Raw genomic sequence first — 14,741 nt, 5'->3', positions numbered from 1 at the left:
CGGATCAGTTTGGAAGGAACTTGGCGCTGACGTACGGCGAGTAGTCCGGCAGCACTGCTTCGACTTTGCCTTGCTGCTTGAGGAAGTTGGCGGTGTCCGTCAGCGCTTGGGTGGTCGGCGCGCCCAGGGCGTTGGCCTGGTCAGCGGCCAGCGGGTAGACGTTGCCCTCCAGCAGCACCGGGATGTCGCTGGCCTTGGCACCGGACAGCTTCACCAGCTTGTCTACGTTGCCCTTGTCGGCCAGCCAGGCTTTCGGGTCCTTGCGGTAGTCGGCGTAGGCATCGAGGGTGACTTTGGCAAAGGCCTTGACCACATCAGGGTGTTTCTCGGCGAAGTCCTTGCGCACGATCCAGGCATCGAAGGTAGGCGCGCCTTTCTGTGCCAGCTCACCAGAGGTGATCAGGACCTTGCCGTTTTCCTTGGCCACGCCCAGGGCCGGGTCCCACACGTAGGTCGCATCGATGTCGCCGCGCTTCCAGGCGGCAATGATGGCCGGCGGCGCCAGGTTGAGAATCTGTACCTTGGAAGGGTCGATATTCCAGCTTTTCAGTGCCGCAAGCAGGCTGTAATGCCCGGTGGACACGAACGGGACGGCGACCTTCTTGCCGATCAGGTCTTGCGGCGACTTGATGCTGTCACGGGCCACCAACGCTTCACCCGCGCCAATCTGGGTGGCGATGAGGAAGGTTTCAACCGGCAGCTTGCGGGTGGCGGCAGCGGCCAGCGGGCTGGAGCCCAGGTAGCCGATCTGCACGTCGCCGCTGGCCACGGCAGTGATCACGTCTGCGCCGTTATCAAATTTGCGCCAGTCAATGCTGGCCTTGCTGGCTTTTTCGTAGTCGCCATCGACCTGTGCCACTTTGGCCGGGTCGACAGTGGTCTGGTAGGCCACTGTCAGGTCGGCTGCCTGGGCCAACCAGCTGGTGCTGGCGAGGGTCAGGGCGGCGAACAGGCGCAGCGGAGCGTGCGGGATCATGGTTGAACCTCTCGTCAGGCAAGTCGGGTTGGATGACGAGAAGGCTAAATGATCTAAGAAAATTAAAATAAATAACTTTTTTGCATTAGCTTAGGAGCCAAACGCTTTAAAGCCAGGCGTTTCGCAGGCGAACAAGGGGTGAGTGCGCCATGACCCGTGGCGAAATCAGAGAGGCGTGCGAGGCGTTCTAGGCCCGATAGAACGATTTGGCATTAGGTTATGAGCAAACGTTTGCAAATAACCAAAAGTTATTAAACGAGTCGCAGCTACAACGAATGGCAGTAAAGGTTCCTAATATATTCCTTAAAAGTCTTACAAATTCATAAAACAGTCATTTTGGATTTATAGGATTGTCATTATCCTGTAGCGCAGGTGGCGTCTTAGACCAAAGTCGCGAAACGTTTAGAAACGATTGACTTAACGGTCACGCTTTGGGACTAAATCGCCCATCCCGGTGAGCGGGGCATCAGACCCCTCCGCCAGAGATACACAAAAATTAGAACGTAGAGGAGCAAAACATGTACAAGTCCAGCCTGGCTCTGGCCGTGGCACTGGGGGTTCTCGCCCAACAAGCAGGCGCTGCCGGTTTCGTTGAGGACAGCAAGCTGTCGCTCAGCTCGCGCACCATGTACTTCAACAACGACAACCGTGAAGATCACGCAAAACCGGGTGCGGAGCGCCCGGATCAGCGTGAGTCGGGCCAGGGCTTCAAGCTCGACTACATCTCGGGCTTTACCCAAGGCACCGTAGGCTTTGGTGTTGATGCCCAAGCGCTGTGGGGTATTCACCTGGATGGTGGCGAGGGTTACCACAAGTCCGGCTTCTTCCCGGATGACGGCAAAGGTTCTGCAGCCCAGTGGGCTCGTTTCGGTGCCAATGCCAAGGCGCGCTTCTCCAAGACCGAAGCGCATTTCGGTAGCGCGCTCGCACCGAACCTGCCGATCCTGGTTTCCAACGATGGTCGTCTGCTGCCACAAACCTTCGAGGGTGGCACCATCCAGTCGAAGGAAATCGACAACCTGACCATCAACGCGGGTCAGCTGACCCACGCCATGGGCCGTGCTTCGAGCAACCGTACCGGTCTGTCTGTCGCCGGTTCCAATGCCGAGAGCAACAAGTTCCGCTACGGTGGCCTGGACTACAAGCTCACTCCAGACCTGACCCTGCAGTACTACTACTCGAACCTGGAAGACTTCTACAAGCAGCACTTCCTGGGCGCGACCCACGTGTTCAAGATCGCTGACGACCAGTCGTTCAAGACCGACCTGCGCTACTTCGACAGCAGCAGCGACGGCAAGAATGGCAACGACAGCGCTTACAACTTCAACAACAACGGTGGCTACGCCAAAAACACCGGCGAGATCGACAACAAGACCTGGTCCGCCATGTTCACCTATACCTTGGGTGGCCACGCGCTGATGCTCGGTCACCAGCAAGTGGGTGACGACGGTGGCTTCGTATGGTTGAACCAGGGCAGCCTGAGCAACGACAGCGGCACCTCGGAAGGTGCTGGCGGCTCCAGCTTCTACCTGTTCACCGACAGCATGATCAACCAGTTCGCCCGTGCTGGTGAAAACACCACCTTCGGTCAGTACTCCTATGACTTCGCGGCGCTGGGTGTGCCAGGCCTGAAGGCATCGGTTGCTTACCTGCGTGGTGACGATATCCGCAACAAGTCGGGCAGCGGTACCTACAATGAATGGGAACGCGATGCGCGCATCGACTACACCCTCCAGGAAGGTGCCCTCAAAGGCTTGGGCTTCAGCCTGCGCCAAGGCGTGTACCGTGGTGCCGGCGAGAGCAGTGCCGACCAGGATCAGGCTCGCTTCATCGTGAACTACACTTACAGCTTCCTGTAAGTCGTAGCCACAAAGAAAGCCTCGCCTAGTGCGAGGCTTTTTTGTGCCTGCTAATTCGTATGCGTTATGGTTATAAATAAATCGTTATTTATTCTTTTTATTTTTAACTGAATGCAGGCACATTGAGCCCATACGGTACAGAACCCAGCCCAGGAGCCGCAGCCCATGAGCCTCAAACTCGGCGATATCGCCCCCGATTTCGAACAGGATTCCAGCGAAGGCAAGATCCGCTTCCACGAGTGGCTGGGCAACAGCTGGGGGGTGTTGTTCTCCCACCCGGCCGACTTCACCCCGGTGTGCACCACCGAGTTGGGCCTGACCGCCAAGCTGAAGGACGAATTTGCCAAGCGCGGGGTCAAGGCCATCGCCCTGTCGGTGGACCCGGTCGACTCGCATCACAAGTGGATCGATGACATCAACGAAACACAGAGTACCGTGGTCAACTTCCCGATCATTGCTGACGCTGACCGCAAAGTGTCCGACCTTTACGACCTGATCCACCCGAACGCCAGCGACACCCTGACCGTGCGCTCGCTGTTCATCATCGACCCGAATAAAAAGGTGCGCCTGACCATTACCTACCCGGCCAGTACCGGGCGCAACTTCAACGAAATTCTGCGGGTGATCGACTCGCTGCAGCTGACCGACAACCACAAGGTTGCCACACCGGGTAACTGGCAGGACGGCGACGAAGTGGTGATCGTGCCTTCGCTCAAAGACGAGGAGGAGATCAAGCAGCGCTTCCCCAAAGGTTACCGGGCGGTCAAACCCTATCTGCGCCTGACCCCTCAACCCAATCGTTAATGGATTCCTCGTTGCATTGCTCTTAGCCAAGCAGGGATTTTCGGGCCGTTTCGACGGCCCTTTTTTATGCCTGTAAAAAACTGTGGGAGCGGGCGCGCCCGCGAGGAGGGCTTTATGGGCAAAGACAATAATGGAATAAACAAATGAAAAAATATGATTTCTAGATATATGTAGCAGCTGTTAATGTCTCCTCCAACAGAACACAAGGAAGCGCAGCAATGCTGGTCGTCTCAATCGGTGGTAGCCCAAGTCTCCGTTCACGCTCCGGCGTGCTGCTCGAGCGTTCGCGCCAGTGGCTGCAGGATCGCGGCGTTGAAGTGGTGACATTCCAAGTGCGTGACTTTCCCGCCGAAGACCTGCTGCATGCCCGTTTCGACAGCCCGCATGTGCAACACTTTCAGCAGCTGGTGGCCCAGGCCGATGGCCTGATCGTCTCCACCCCGGTGTACAAGGCTTCGTTTTCCGGTGCCCTGAAAACCTTGCTTGACCTGCTGCCCGAGCGCGCCCTGGCCCACAAGATCGTGTTGCCCATCGCCACTGGCGGCAGCATCGCCCACATGCTGGCGGTGGATTACGCATTGAAGCCGGTGCTGTCGGCACTCAAGGCACAAGAGACCCTGCAAGGGATCTTTGCCGACGACAGCCAGGTGGCTTACGCAGAAGGTACAAAGCCCGCGCAGTTGGTACAGGCGCTGGAAGAACGCCTGCACGACTCGCTGGAAACCTTCCACGTCGCCCTGGCCCGTCGGCCGCGCCCTGTGGCCCCTGGCGTACTGAACGAACGTCTGATCAGCGCTCGCTGGAGCATCTGAACGGCATTACCCGCTTCACCACCTTACTCGCCCGTTAACGAGGCAAGCAGGTGCAACCCGAACCCCATTCGCACAGGAGAGCGCCATGCGCACAGTCTTCTTGCGTCGTGGTCTGGTCGCCCTGTTTGCGGCGGCTGTGTCCTTCGGCGCCATTACCCAAGCCCAGGCCGAGAGCCTGCGTATCGGTTACCAGAAATACGGCACCTTGGTGCTGCTCAAGGCCAAGGGCACGCTGGAGAAGCGCCTGGCCGAGCAGGGAGTACAGGTGCAATGGACCGAATTCCCCGGCGGCCCGCAGCTGCTTGAAGGGCTGAACGTCGGCTCCATCGATTTCGGCGTAACCGGCGAGACGCCTCCTGTGTTCGCTCAGGCCGCTGGCGCCGACCTGCTCTACGTGGCCTACGAGCCGCCAGCGCCGCACAGCGAAGCGATCCTGGTGCCCAAGGGCTCGCCGATCCAGTCGGTGAAGGACCTCAAGGGTAAAAAGGTCGTCCTCAACAAAGGCTCCAACGTGCACTACCTGCTGGTCCGCGCCCTGGAAGACGCCGGCCTCAAGTACAGCGACATCCAGCCTGTCTACCTGCCGCCAGCCGACGCCCGCGCCGCCTTCGAGCGCGGCAGCGTGGATGCCTGGGTGATCTGGGACCCTTACCAGGCCGCCGCCGAGCAGCAGCTGCAAGCGCGCACCCTGCGTGACGGCAAGGGCCTGGTCGACAACCACCAGTTCTACCTCGCCACCCGCAACTATGCGACACAGCACCCAGCGGTGATCAACACCGTGATCGAGGAAGTGCGCGCCGTGGGTGAATGGTCCCAGGCCAACCCGCAAGAGGTGACCGACCAGGTTGCCCCGCTGCTCGGCCTGCCTGCCGGCATCACCCTGACCTCTGTCAAACGCCAAGGCTACGGCGCTGCGCCGCTGACCCCGGACGTGGTGGCCGCGCAGCAGAAGATCGCCGACACGTTCCAGGCGCTGAAGCTTATTCCCAAGCCGCTGAGCATCAAGGACGTGATCTGGACACCCCCTGCCAAAGTCGCTAGCGCGCCTTGATTGACTGCCAGTGCCGGGGCGCCGCTCCGGCTAGAGCCACCCTTGAGGAGACGACTCCAATGAGCCTTAACATTTTCTGGTTCCTCCCAACCCACGGTGACGGCAAGTACCTGGGCACTTCCGAAGGCGCACGTGCGGTCGACCACGGTTACCTGCAGCAGATCGCGCAGGCCGCCGACCGCCTTGGTTTTGGTGGGGTGCTGATCCCGACCGGGCGTTCCTGCGAGGACTCCTGGCTGGTGGCCGCGTCGCTGATCCCCGTGACCCAGCGCCTGAAGTTCCTTGTAGCCCTGCGTCCGGGCATCATTTCACCGACCGTGGCAGCACGCCAGGCGGCCACCCTCGATCGCTTGTCCAATGGCCGTGCGCTATTCAACCTGGTGACCGGTGGTGATCCGGACGAGCTGGCGGGTGATGGCCTGCACCTGAACCACCAGGAGCGCTACGAAGCTTCGGTCGAGTTCACCCGTATCTGGCGCAAGGTGCTGGAAGGCGAAAACGTCGATTACGACGGTAAGCACATCCAGGTAAAGGGCGCCAAGCTGCTCTACCCGCCGATTCAGCAACCACGCCCACCGCTGTATTTCGGCGGCTCCTCCGAGGCCGCTCAGGACCTGGCGGCCGAACAGGTCGAGCTGTACCTGACCTGGGGCGAGCCACCGGCAGCCGTTGCCGAGAAGATCGCACAGGTGCGCGAAAAAGCAGCTGCTCAAGGGCGCGAAGTACGCTTCGGTATCCGCCTGCACGTGATCGTGCGGGAAACCAACGAAGAGGCTTGGGCCGCTGCCGAGCGCCTGATCTCGCACCTGGACGATGACACCATCTCCCGCGCCCAGGCCTCGCTGGCGCGTTTCGATTCGGTGGGCCAGCAACGCATGGCTGCCCTGCACGGCGGCAACCGCGACAACCTGGAGGTCAGCCCCAACCTGTGGGCAGGTGTTGGCCTGGTACGTGGCGGGGCGGGCACCGCACTGGTGGGCGATGGCCCCACCGTGGCAGCACGGGTTAAGGAATATGCCGACTTGGGTATCGATACCTTCATCTTCTCGGGTTATCCACACCTGGAAGAGTCTTACCGCGTGGCGGAGCTGCTGTTCCCGCACCTTGATGTGCAGCGCCCAGAGCAGCCGAAAACCGGTGGTTATGTAAGCCCGTTCGGCGAAATGGTGGCCAACGACATCCTGCCCAAATCTGTGTCGCAGAGCTGAGGGCCTGGCCATGAGTCGTGCAACTTCCTCCAACCTGACCCAGCGCCTGGCGCCGTGGGCGCTGCCGGTGCTGCTGTTGGCCATATGGCAACTGGCCGTCAGCGCTGGCTGGCTGTCGACGCGTATCCTGCCGGCACCTAGCGCAGTGGTAAGCGCGGGCGTCGAACTGGTGCGCAGCGGCGAAATCTGGACCCACCTGGCCATCAGCGGCTGGCGTGCAGGCCTGGGCTTTGTCATCGGCGGCAGCATCGGCCTGGTACTGGGCTTCATCACCGGCTTGTCGAATTGGGGTGAACGCCTGCTCGACAGCTCGGTACAGATGATCCGCAACGTGCCGCACCTTGCGCTCATACCGCTGGTGATTCTGTGGTTCGGTATCGACGAGTCGGCAAAGATCTTTCTGGTCGCGCTGGGCACGTTGTTCCCGATCTACCTGAACACCTACCACGGCATCCGTAACGTTGACCCAGCGTTGGTGGAAATGGCGCGCAGTTACGGCTTGTCCGGCTTCGGCCTGTTCCGCCAGGTGATCCTGCCGGGGGCGCTGCCTTCGATCCTGGTGGGTGTGCGTTTCGCCCTGGGCTTCATGTGGCTGACGCTGATTGTTGCCGAAACCATTTCGGCCAACGCTGGCATCGGTTACCTGGCAATGAATGCTCGCGAATTTCTTCAAACCGACGTGGTAGTGCTGGCCATCGTCCTGTATGCCGTACTCGGCAAGCTTGCCGACCTTGCGGCCCGGGGCCTGGAGCGCGTGTGGTTGCGCTGGCACCCGGCCTATCAAGTTGCCAGGAAGGAGGGCGCATGACCGTGCTCAAGGAACAGCCGCCACGCCTGCTGCGTGGCACCCCGCTGGCCTCCAAGGGCCTGCGCAAGACTTTTGGCCAACGCGAAGTTTTGAAGGGTATCGACCTGCACATTCCGGCCGGCCAGTTCGTGGCCATTGTCGGCCGCAGCGGCTGCGGCAAGAGCACTTTGCTGCGGCTACTGGCCGGGTTGGACCAGCCCACTGCCGGGCAGCTACTGGCGGGTGCCGCGCCGCTGGAAGAGGCCCGTGAAGAAACCCGCCTGATGTTCCAGGACGCGCGGCTGCTGCCGTGGAAGAAGGTGATCGACAACGTTGGCCTTGGGCTGTCTGGCGACTGGCGCCCGCGTGCGCTGGAGGCCTTGGATGCGGTTGGCCTGGCCGACCGCGCCAACGAATGGCCGGCAGCGCTCTCGGGAGGCCAGAAGCAGCGCGTGGCTTTGGCCCGAGCCTTGATTCACCAGCCCCGCCTGCTGCTGCTGGACGAGCCACTGGGGGCGCTGGATGCATTGACCCGTATCGAGATGCAGCAACTGATCGAACGCCTGTGGCGTCAGCACGGCTTCACTGTGCTGCTGGTCACCCACGACGTCAGCGAGGCGGTTGCCGTGGCTGACCGGGTGATCCTGATCGAGGACGGCGAGGTCGGGCTCGACCTCACTGTTGACCTGGCACGGCCCCGGGCGCGTGGTTCGCACCGTCTGGCCGCGCTGGAAAGCGAAGTGCTCAACCGTGTTCTGTCCACCCCGGGCACTGCGCCCGAGCCGGATCCTGTAGCCCCTCTGCCCACGCAACTGCGCTGGGCGCACTGAATCCCAAAAGCCAAAAGGAAGCAAACCATGACTATCAAAGCCATCAATGTTCGCAACCAGTTCAAAGGTACTGTGAAAGAAATCCTCGAAGGCCCGGTACTGTCGGAAATCGACGTGCAGACGGCTTCGGGTATCGTCACTTCGGTGATTACCACCCGTTCCGTGCGTGAACTGGAGTTGCAGGTGGGCAGTGAAGTGATTGCCTTTGTGAAGTCAACTGAAGTGTCTATCGCCAAGCTGTGATGCGGCGGGTCGATATTGGGGCTGCTTTGCAGCCCTTCGCGGGCAAGCCCGCTCCCACAGATACTTCGCAAGCTCCAGGGTGCGCGCGGGCTCTGTGGGAGCGGGCTTGCCCGCGAAGGGCCGCCAAGCGGCCCCAGATTTCTCAGCGGGAACGCTTGGCCAGAAACGGCGGCAGGTACAACCCCAGATACGCTTCGAACACCCGCTTGCCTTCCTCGGCCATGCGCAGGGTGATCGCCTCGTGCAACTGCACCGACCGCGCATACACCCGGTCGCTCAATTCCATGGCCAAGGCAAACACGTCCACATCCAGTGGCATCACCGGCAGGTGAAAATGCTGGTCGAACAACGTGTGCATCAAGTCGCCCAGTTCCATGTCGTGCTGCCGGTCGGCCTGCACCACCTCGCTCAGGCCATGCTGCGCCAGGATCAACTGCCGCGCCGCTGCATCCTCGTTATAGATATCAAGCATGCGTTGTTCGATCAGGCGTGACAGTTCGTGCCAGGTGCTGAACGCGCTGCTGTCGATCGGTGCGCTCAGGGCTTCGCGAAACGCCCGGTGCACATCTGCAGTAAGTGCCTCCAGCAAGGCCGGCACGCTGGCGAAAAAGTGATACACCGACGAAGGCGGAATCTGCGCCCGCTCGGCCACGCTGTAGATAGACAGTGCTGCCACCCCTTGCTCGGCCAACAGCTCACGCGCAGCCGCCAGGATCGCCTCGATCCTGGCCTGGCTGCTGGCGCGCGGTTTGCGCGGGGTGGTGGTGCGGTTCATCAGCTGCTGATTGCCAGGATGCTGGCCTGGTAGGCGCCGACGAACAGGTCGAAATCACCGACTTCGTCTCGCTCCAGCTCGGACTGCCTGGTGAGCGACTCGCGGGCCAGCGTCTCGAATGCTTGCTGCTTTTCGTTGCTCAGCGGTTGCTCGCGGAAAGTCTCGGCGTGCACACGGCTCTGGCGCAGCGAGAACTGGACGAAACTCTCGTCATGCTCGGTCATGCGTGCCAGCACCTGGGCCGACGGGGTCAGCGAGGTGTCGTCGACCTTGGCCTGCTGCGCATCCAGGGCCTTGGCGTGCTCATCAGAACCTTGCGCCTGGTCGAGCAGATTGGCCAATTGGCGGATACGCTCGATCAGCTCGCTGGCCCAGTCTTTCAGGCTGATCGGCTGGCCATTGCGGTGCAACTCCAGGCCCGGACGACGACCTTCCTTGACCACGGTCAGGAAGTTGCTGGTGCACTGGCCGCACTCACCGTTGTCCAGTTGCGGGCTGTCTTCCAAGGCGCAGAACAGCAGGAATGCGTCGAGGAAGCGCGCCTCGGTCAGGTCGATACCGACCGGCAGGAACGGGTTGATGTCCAGGCAACGCACTTCCACATACTGCACGCCCCGCGAGGTCAGGGCCTGGATCGGCCGCTCGCCGGTGTAGGTGACGCGCTTGGGGCGGATGTTCGAGTAGTACTCGTTTTCGATCTGCAGAATGTTGGTGTTCAGCTGAACCCACTCGCCATCCACATGCGTGCCGATTTCAACGTAAGGCGGGTAGGGCGTGCCAACGGCCTTGCGCAGGCTGTCGGTGTAGCTGGCCAGGTTGTTGTAGCAGGGCGTCAGGCCGGCCTGGGCGTTGCTCTGGTAACCCAGGTCGCTCATGCGCAGGCTGGTGGCATAAGGCAGGAACAGGGTTTCGGCATCCAGCTCTTCGAGCTGGTGCGGGCGGCCACGCAGGAAGCCTTTGTCCAGGGCCGGCGAGGCGCCGAACAGGTACATCAGCAGCCAGCTGTAGCGGCGGAAGTTACGAATCAGCGCGATGTAGGCCGACGACTGGTAGTCGCGGTCATTTTCCGTACTGCCTTCGGCTTCGCGCAGCAGTGGCCAAAGCGCTTCGGGCAGCGAGAAGTTGTAATGAATACCGGCGATGCACTGCATGGTGCGGCCGTAACGCAGGGCCAGGCCCTTGCGGTAGACGTGTTTGAGCTTGCCGATATTCGAGCTGCCGTACTCGGCGATCGGGATGTCCTCCTCGGCCGGCAGCGTGCACGGCATCGACGGGCTCCACAGGTATTCGTCGCCCAGCTTGCTGTAGACGAAACGGTGGGTCTCTTCGAGGCTTTCGAGCACCTTGGCCGGATCGGCCAGGGCCGGGGTGATGAACTCCAGCAGCGACTCGGAATAGTCGGTGGTGATCTGCTCGTTGGTCAGCGCCGATCCCAGTGCTTCCGGGTGCGGGGTCTGGGCCAGGCGACCTTCATCGGTCACGCGCAGGCATTCGCGCTCAATACCGTGCAGGCACTGCTTGAGCAGGGGGAGATTGGCGCCGAGCAGGCTCAGGCGGCGGTTGAGGAGTTCGCTCAAGATGTATTCCTTCACGCGTCAGTCGCCCCAATATGGGGGTAGAGATAACGGTCTACAAGGGTAGGAAGAAAGGAACTGGCGTTGTCGCCTGGTTTACGCGGTTCCAGCAGTGCCAGCGCACTGCTGAAAATACCGCAGATACTGCTTGGTGAGCTAGAGAACCGCGAAGGTTCCTTGCGCTTTGGCCACCAGCTTGTCGCCCTGAACTACGTCAGCGTCGACCACCAGGGTGCGCCGCCCGGCGTGCAGCACGCGGGCGGTGCACAGCACTTCGCCGTCGCTGACGGCACGCATGTAGTTGATCTTGCACTCGATGGTGACGCTTTGCTGGTCAAAGCCATGGCTGGCCGAGCAGGCCAGGCCCATGGCGATATCCACCAGGCTGAAGATCGCCCCGCCGTGCAGCTTCTGGCCACGGTTGCGCAACTGGGGCTCCAGCGCCAGGGCTACCTCGGCAACACCTGTGTCCAGGTGTTGCAGGCGGCAGCCCAGCAGTTGGCTGAAGGCGCTTTCGACGTATTCGCGTGGTACGTCCATTACTTCTTCTTCAATTGCTTGGCGTTGGCGAACAGCGAGGCCATGGCGTTGTTGGCCGGCGCAGCCGTGGCGGTTTCACGCTGGCGCGGTGCCTGCTGCTGGCGGCTGCCACCATTGCCGCGGTTACCACCGCGGTTGCCTTCGACCTTCTCGCCCGGGGTGTCGCTCATGCGCATGGACAGGCCGACGCGTTTGCGCGGGATGTCCACTTCCATGACCTTGACCTTGACCACATCGCCGGCCTTGACCGCTTCACGCGGGTCTTTGACGAACTTCTCCGACAGCGCCGAGATATGCACCAGGCCATCCTGGTGCACGCCGATGTCGACGAAGGCACCGAAGTTGGTAACGTTGGTCACCACGCCTTCGAGGATCATGCCCGGTTCCAGGTCCTTGAGGTCTTCGACGCCGTCCTGGAAGGTGGCGGTCTTGAACTCCGGACGCGGGTCGCGGCCGGGCTTGTCCAGCTCTTGCAGGATGTCGGTGACAGTTGGCAGGCCGAAGGTTTCGTCGGTGAACTTTTTCGGGTCCAGGCGCTTGAGGAAGCTGCTGTCACCAATCAGCGAGCGGATGTCGCGGTCGGTATCGGCAGCAATGCGCTGCACCAGCGGGTAAGCCTCAGGGTGCACCGCAGAGGCGTCCAGCGGGTTGTCGCCGTTCATCACACGCAGGAAGCCGGCGGCCTGCTCGAAGGTTTTCTCACCCAGGCGGCTAACCTTTTTCAGCGCTGCACGGGTGGCAAACGGACCATTGGCATCGCGGTGGGCGACGATGTTCTGTGCCAGCGTGGCATTGAGGCCGGAGATGCGCGTCAGCAGCGCCACCGAAGCGGTGTTCACGTCCACGCCCACGGCGTTCACACAGTCCTCGACCACCGCGTCCAGGCCACGTGCCAGTTTCAGCTGGGACACGTCGTGCTGGTACTGGCCGACACCGATGGATTTCGGATCGATCTTCACCAGTTCGGCCAGCGGATCCTGCAGGCGGCGGGCGATCGACACGGCGCCGCGGATCGACACGTCCAGGTCCGGGAACTCGCGGGCGGCCAGTTCCGATGCCGAGTACACCGAAGCACCGGCTTCGGAGACCATGATCTTGGTGATTTTCAGGGCTGGATATTTCTTGACCAGCTCGGCCACCAGCTTGTCGCTTTCGCGGCTGGCGGTGCCGTTGCCGATGGCGATCAGCTCCACCGAGTGCTTGGCGCACAGTGCGGCCATGATGGAAATGGTGCGGTCCCAGTCGTTCTTCGGCGCGTGCGGGTAGACCGTGGTGTGGTCCAGCAGCTTGCCGGTTGCGTCGACCACGGCGATCTTGCAGCCGGTGCGCAGGCCCGGGTCGAAGCCCAGGGTGGCGCGCGGGCCGGCCGGTGCGGCCAGCAACAGGTCGTGCAGGTTGTGGGCGAACACGTTGATCGCCTCGCCTTCGGCATTGTCACGCAGCTCGCCGAACAGGTCGGTCTCCAGGTGGGTGTACAGCTTGACCTTCCAGGTCCAGCGCACCACTTCTCCCAGCCACTTGTCGGCGGGTCGGCTGCGGTTTTCGATGCCGACGTGGTTGCCGATCATCAGTTCGCACGGGTGCAGGGTGCCGGGCAGTTCTTCGCCGACCTTCAGCGAGACGCTCAACACGCCTTCGTTGCGCCCGCGGAAGATCGCCAGGGCACGGTGCGATGGCGCCGTGCGCAGCAGCTCGTCATGAGCGAAGTAGTCGCGGAACTTGGCGCCTTCTTCTTCCTTGCCAGCCACGACGCGGGCGCTGAGCACGGCTTCCTGCTTGAGATAGCTGCGCAGCTTGTCGAGCAGGGCGGCGTCTTCGGCAAAGCGCTCCATCAGGATGTACTTGGCGCCTTCCAGCGCGGCCTTGACGTCGGCCACGCCCTTTTCGACGTTGACGAAGCGTGCGGCTTCGCTTTCCGGGGCCAGGGTCGGGTCGTTGAACAGGCCATCGGCCAGTTCGCCGAGGCCGGCTTCCAGGGCGATCTGGCCCTTGGTGCGGCGTTTCTGCTTGTAGGGCAGGTAAAGGTCTTCGAGGCGGGTCTTGGTGTCGGCCAGCTTGATCTCGCGGGCCAGTTCCGGGGTCAGCTTGCCCTGTTCCTCGATACTGGAAAGGATGCTGGCGCGGCGCTCGTCGAGTTCGCGCAGGTAGCGCAGGCGCTCTTCCAGGTGGCGCAACTGAGTGTCGTCAAGGCTACCGGTCACTTCCTTGCGGTAGCGGGCGATGAAGGGCACGGTCGAGCCTTCGTCCAACAGGCTCACGGCCGCCTCGACCTGCTGCGGGCGTACGCCCAGTTCCTCGGCGATACGGCTGTTGATGCTGTCCATGTAAACCACCTGACATTTGTGAATACGGGGGTCGCCTGTGGGCTTTTTGCCCGGCGGCGCTGGATGAAAGCCGCGCATTATACCCATCGCAAACGGCTTGCGGTGATGGCGCCCGGCCAGCCGGAACTGGCGCCGGGGGAAAAATCTGCTAACAATGCTCACGCAACGTGCAGCAATGGCTACGCCATAATGCGCGGCGATATCAGAGGAGTTATTCATGACCGGCACGCCAAACACCGCTGAAGGTGACAAGATTCTCATCGTCGACGACGATCCGGGGCTTAGCAGCCTGCTGGAACGTTTCTTCACCAGCAAGGGCTACCGTGCCCGTGCAGTGCCCAACACCGAGCAGATGGATCGCCTGCTGCAGCGCGAGGTGTTCAACCTGGTGGTGCTCGACCTGATGCTGCCAGGCGAGGATGGTCTGTCCGCCTGCAAGCGCCTGCGCCAGCAGAACAACCAGATCCCGATCATCATGCTGACCGCCAAGGGCGACGAGCTCAGCCGCATCAAGGGCCTGGAGCTGGGCGCCGACGACTACCTGGGCAAACCGTTCAACCCGGACGAACTGATGGCCCGGGTCAAGGCGGTGCTGCGTCGCCAGGCGCCGAGCGTGCCGGGAGCGCCGGGCAGCGAAGACGAGTCGGTCACCTTCGGCGACTATGAACTGTCGCTGGCCACCCGCGAGCTCAAGCGCGGCAACGAAGTGCACATGCTCACCACCGGCGAGTTCGCCGTGCTCAAGGCCCTGGTGATGCACGCCCGTGAGCCGTTGACCCGCGACAAGCTGATGAACCTGGCGCGCGGCCGCGAATGGGATGCGCTGGAGCGCTCCATCGATGTGCAGATCTCACGCCTGCGTCGCATGATCGAGCCGGACCCGTCCAAGCCGCGTTATATCCAGACCGTCTGGGGCGTCGGCTACGTGTTCGTACCGGACGGAAACGCCGGAAAATGA

Annotated in this window: 14 protein-coding genes; 9 read left to right on the top strand and 5 right to left on the bottom strand. The window is 61.9% G+C overall.

Going from position 1 to position 14,741, the window contains the following annotated elements; genetic code table 11:
* Window positions 1–4: 4 nt before the first annotated feature.
* Window positions 5–976 (bottom strand): taurine ABC transporter substrate-binding protein, encoded by a 972-nt coding sequence (gene tauA / locus V6093_RS16770; protein ID WP_003255840.1) that lies wholly within the window; start codon window positions 974–976, stop codon window positions 5–7.
* Between the two features lie 518 nt (window positions 977–1,494).
* Here tauA and V6093_RS16765 point away from each other — a divergent pair.
* The 8 genes from V6093_RS16765 to V6093_RS16730 all read left to right on the top strand — a co-directional run bounded on the left by V6093_RS16765 (window position 1,495) and on the right by V6093_RS16730 (window position 8,570).
* Complete coding sequence (locus V6093_RS16765) at window positions 1,495–2,835, top strand: OprD family porin (protein WP_108191881.1); 1,341 nt, start codon at window positions 1,495–1,497, stop codon at window positions 2,833–2,835.
* Window positions 2,836–3,000: 165 nt separating this feature from the next.
* The gene (locus tag V6093_RS16760) at window positions 3,001–3,639 is read left to right on the top strand and encodes a peroxiredoxin (RefSeq protein ID WP_108078827.1); all 639 of its coding nucleotides are present in this window, start codon (window positions 3,001–3,003) and stop codon (window positions 3,637–3,639) included.
* A gap of 218 nt (window positions 3,640–3,857) precedes the next feature.
* Window positions 3,858–4,451 carry an NADPH-dependent FMN reductase gene (ssuE, locus tag V6093_RS16755; RefSeq protein ID WP_003255835.1) on the top strand — a complete coding sequence of 198 codons (594 nt, stop codon included), beginning with the start codon at window positions 3,858–3,860 and terminating at the stop codon, window positions 4,449–4,451.
* An 85-nt stretch (window positions 4,452–4,536) separates the two neighbouring features.
* The gene (locus tag V6093_RS16750) at window positions 4,537–5,502 is read left to right on the top strand and encodes a sulfonate ABC transporter substrate-binding protein (RefSeq protein WP_004576375.1); all 966 of its coding nucleotides are present in this window, start codon (window positions 4,537–4,539) and stop codon (window positions 5,500–5,502) included.
* Window positions 5,503–5,561: 59 nt separating this feature from the next.
* Complete coding sequence (ssuD, locus tag V6093_RS16745) at window positions 5,562–6,710, top strand: FMNH2-dependent alkanesulfonate monooxygenase (RefSeq protein WP_004576374.1); 1,149 nt, start codon at window positions 5,562–5,564, stop codon at window positions 6,708–6,710.
* Between the two features lie 10 nt (window positions 6,711–6,720).
* Window positions 6,721–7,518 (top strand): aliphatic sulfonate ABC transporter permease SsuC, encoded by a 798-nt coding sequence (gene ssuC / locus V6093_RS16740; protein WP_003255831.1) that lies wholly within the window; start codon window positions 6,721–6,723, stop codon window positions 7,516–7,518.
* Window positions 7,515–8,327 carry an aliphatic sulfonates ABC transporter ATP-binding protein gene (gene ssuB / locus V6093_RS16735; RefSeq protein ID WP_010951617.1) on the top strand — a complete coding sequence of 271 codons (813 nt, stop codon included), beginning with the start codon at window positions 7,515–7,517 and terminating at the stop codon, window positions 8,325–8,327. Before ssuC ends, ssuB begins: the two co-directional genes overlap by 4 nt.
* Before the next feature lie 27 nt (window positions 8,328–8,354).
* Window positions 8,355–8,570 carry a molybdopterin-binding protein gene (locus V6093_RS16730; RefSeq protein WP_003255829.1) on the top strand — a complete coding sequence of 72 codons (216 nt, stop codon included), beginning with the start codon at window positions 8,355–8,357 and terminating at the stop codon, window positions 8,568–8,570.
* A gap of 142 nt (window positions 8,571–8,712) precedes the next feature.
* Here the strand turns inward: V6093_RS16730 and V6093_RS16725 are convergent, their stop codons facing one another.
* The 4 genes from V6093_RS16725 to V6093_RS16710 all read right to left on the bottom strand — a co-directional run bounded on the left by V6093_RS16725 (window position 8,713) and on the right by V6093_RS16710 (window position 13,783).
* Window positions 8,713–9,345: a TetR/AcrR family transcriptional regulator gene (locus V6093_RS16725; protein ID WP_265978644.1), complete on the bottom strand. Its 633-nt coding sequence runs from the start codon at window positions 9,343–9,345 to the stop codon at window positions 8,713–8,715.
* Window positions 9,345–10,922, bottom strand: coding sequence for a glutamate--cysteine ligase (gene gshA / locus V6093_RS16720; RefSeq protein ID WP_029380490.1), 1,578 nt, complete (start codon window positions 10,920–10,922; stop codon window positions 9,345–9,347). Before gshA ends, V6093_RS16725 begins: the two co-directional genes overlap by 1 nt.
* Window positions 10,923–11,075: 153 nt before the next feature.
* Window positions 11,076–11,459 carry a PaaI family thioesterase gene (locus tag V6093_RS16715; protein WP_003255824.1) on the bottom strand — a complete coding sequence of 128 codons (384 nt, stop codon included), beginning with the start codon at window positions 11,457–11,459 and terminating at the stop codon, window positions 11,076–11,078.
* The gene (locus V6093_RS16710; RefSeq protein WP_004576371.1) at window positions 11,459–13,783 is read right to left on the bottom strand and encodes a Tex family protein; all 2,325 of its coding nucleotides are present in this window, start codon (window positions 13,781–13,783) and stop codon (window positions 11,459–11,461) included. Before V6093_RS16710 ends, V6093_RS16715 begins: the two co-directional genes overlap by 1 nt.
* A gap of 217 nt (window positions 13,784–14,000) precedes the next feature.
* On the opposite strand from V6093_RS16710, the gene ompR reads away from it, so the two are divergent.
* Window positions 14,001–14,741, top strand: a complete 741-nt coding sequence (ompR, locus tag V6093_RS16705) for a two-component system response regulator OmpR (RefSeq protein WP_003255821.1) — start codon at window positions 14,001–14,003, stop codon at window positions 14,739–14,741.

This window comes from Pseudomonas putida group bacterium ESBL64, assembly GCF_045277175.1.
Taxonomy (GTDB): domain Bacteria; phylum Pseudomonadota; class Gammaproteobacteria; order Pseudomonadales; family Pseudomonadaceae; genus Aquipseudomonas; species Aquipseudomonas alloputida.
This window is presented reverse-complemented; position numbering and strand designations above follow the sequence as displayed.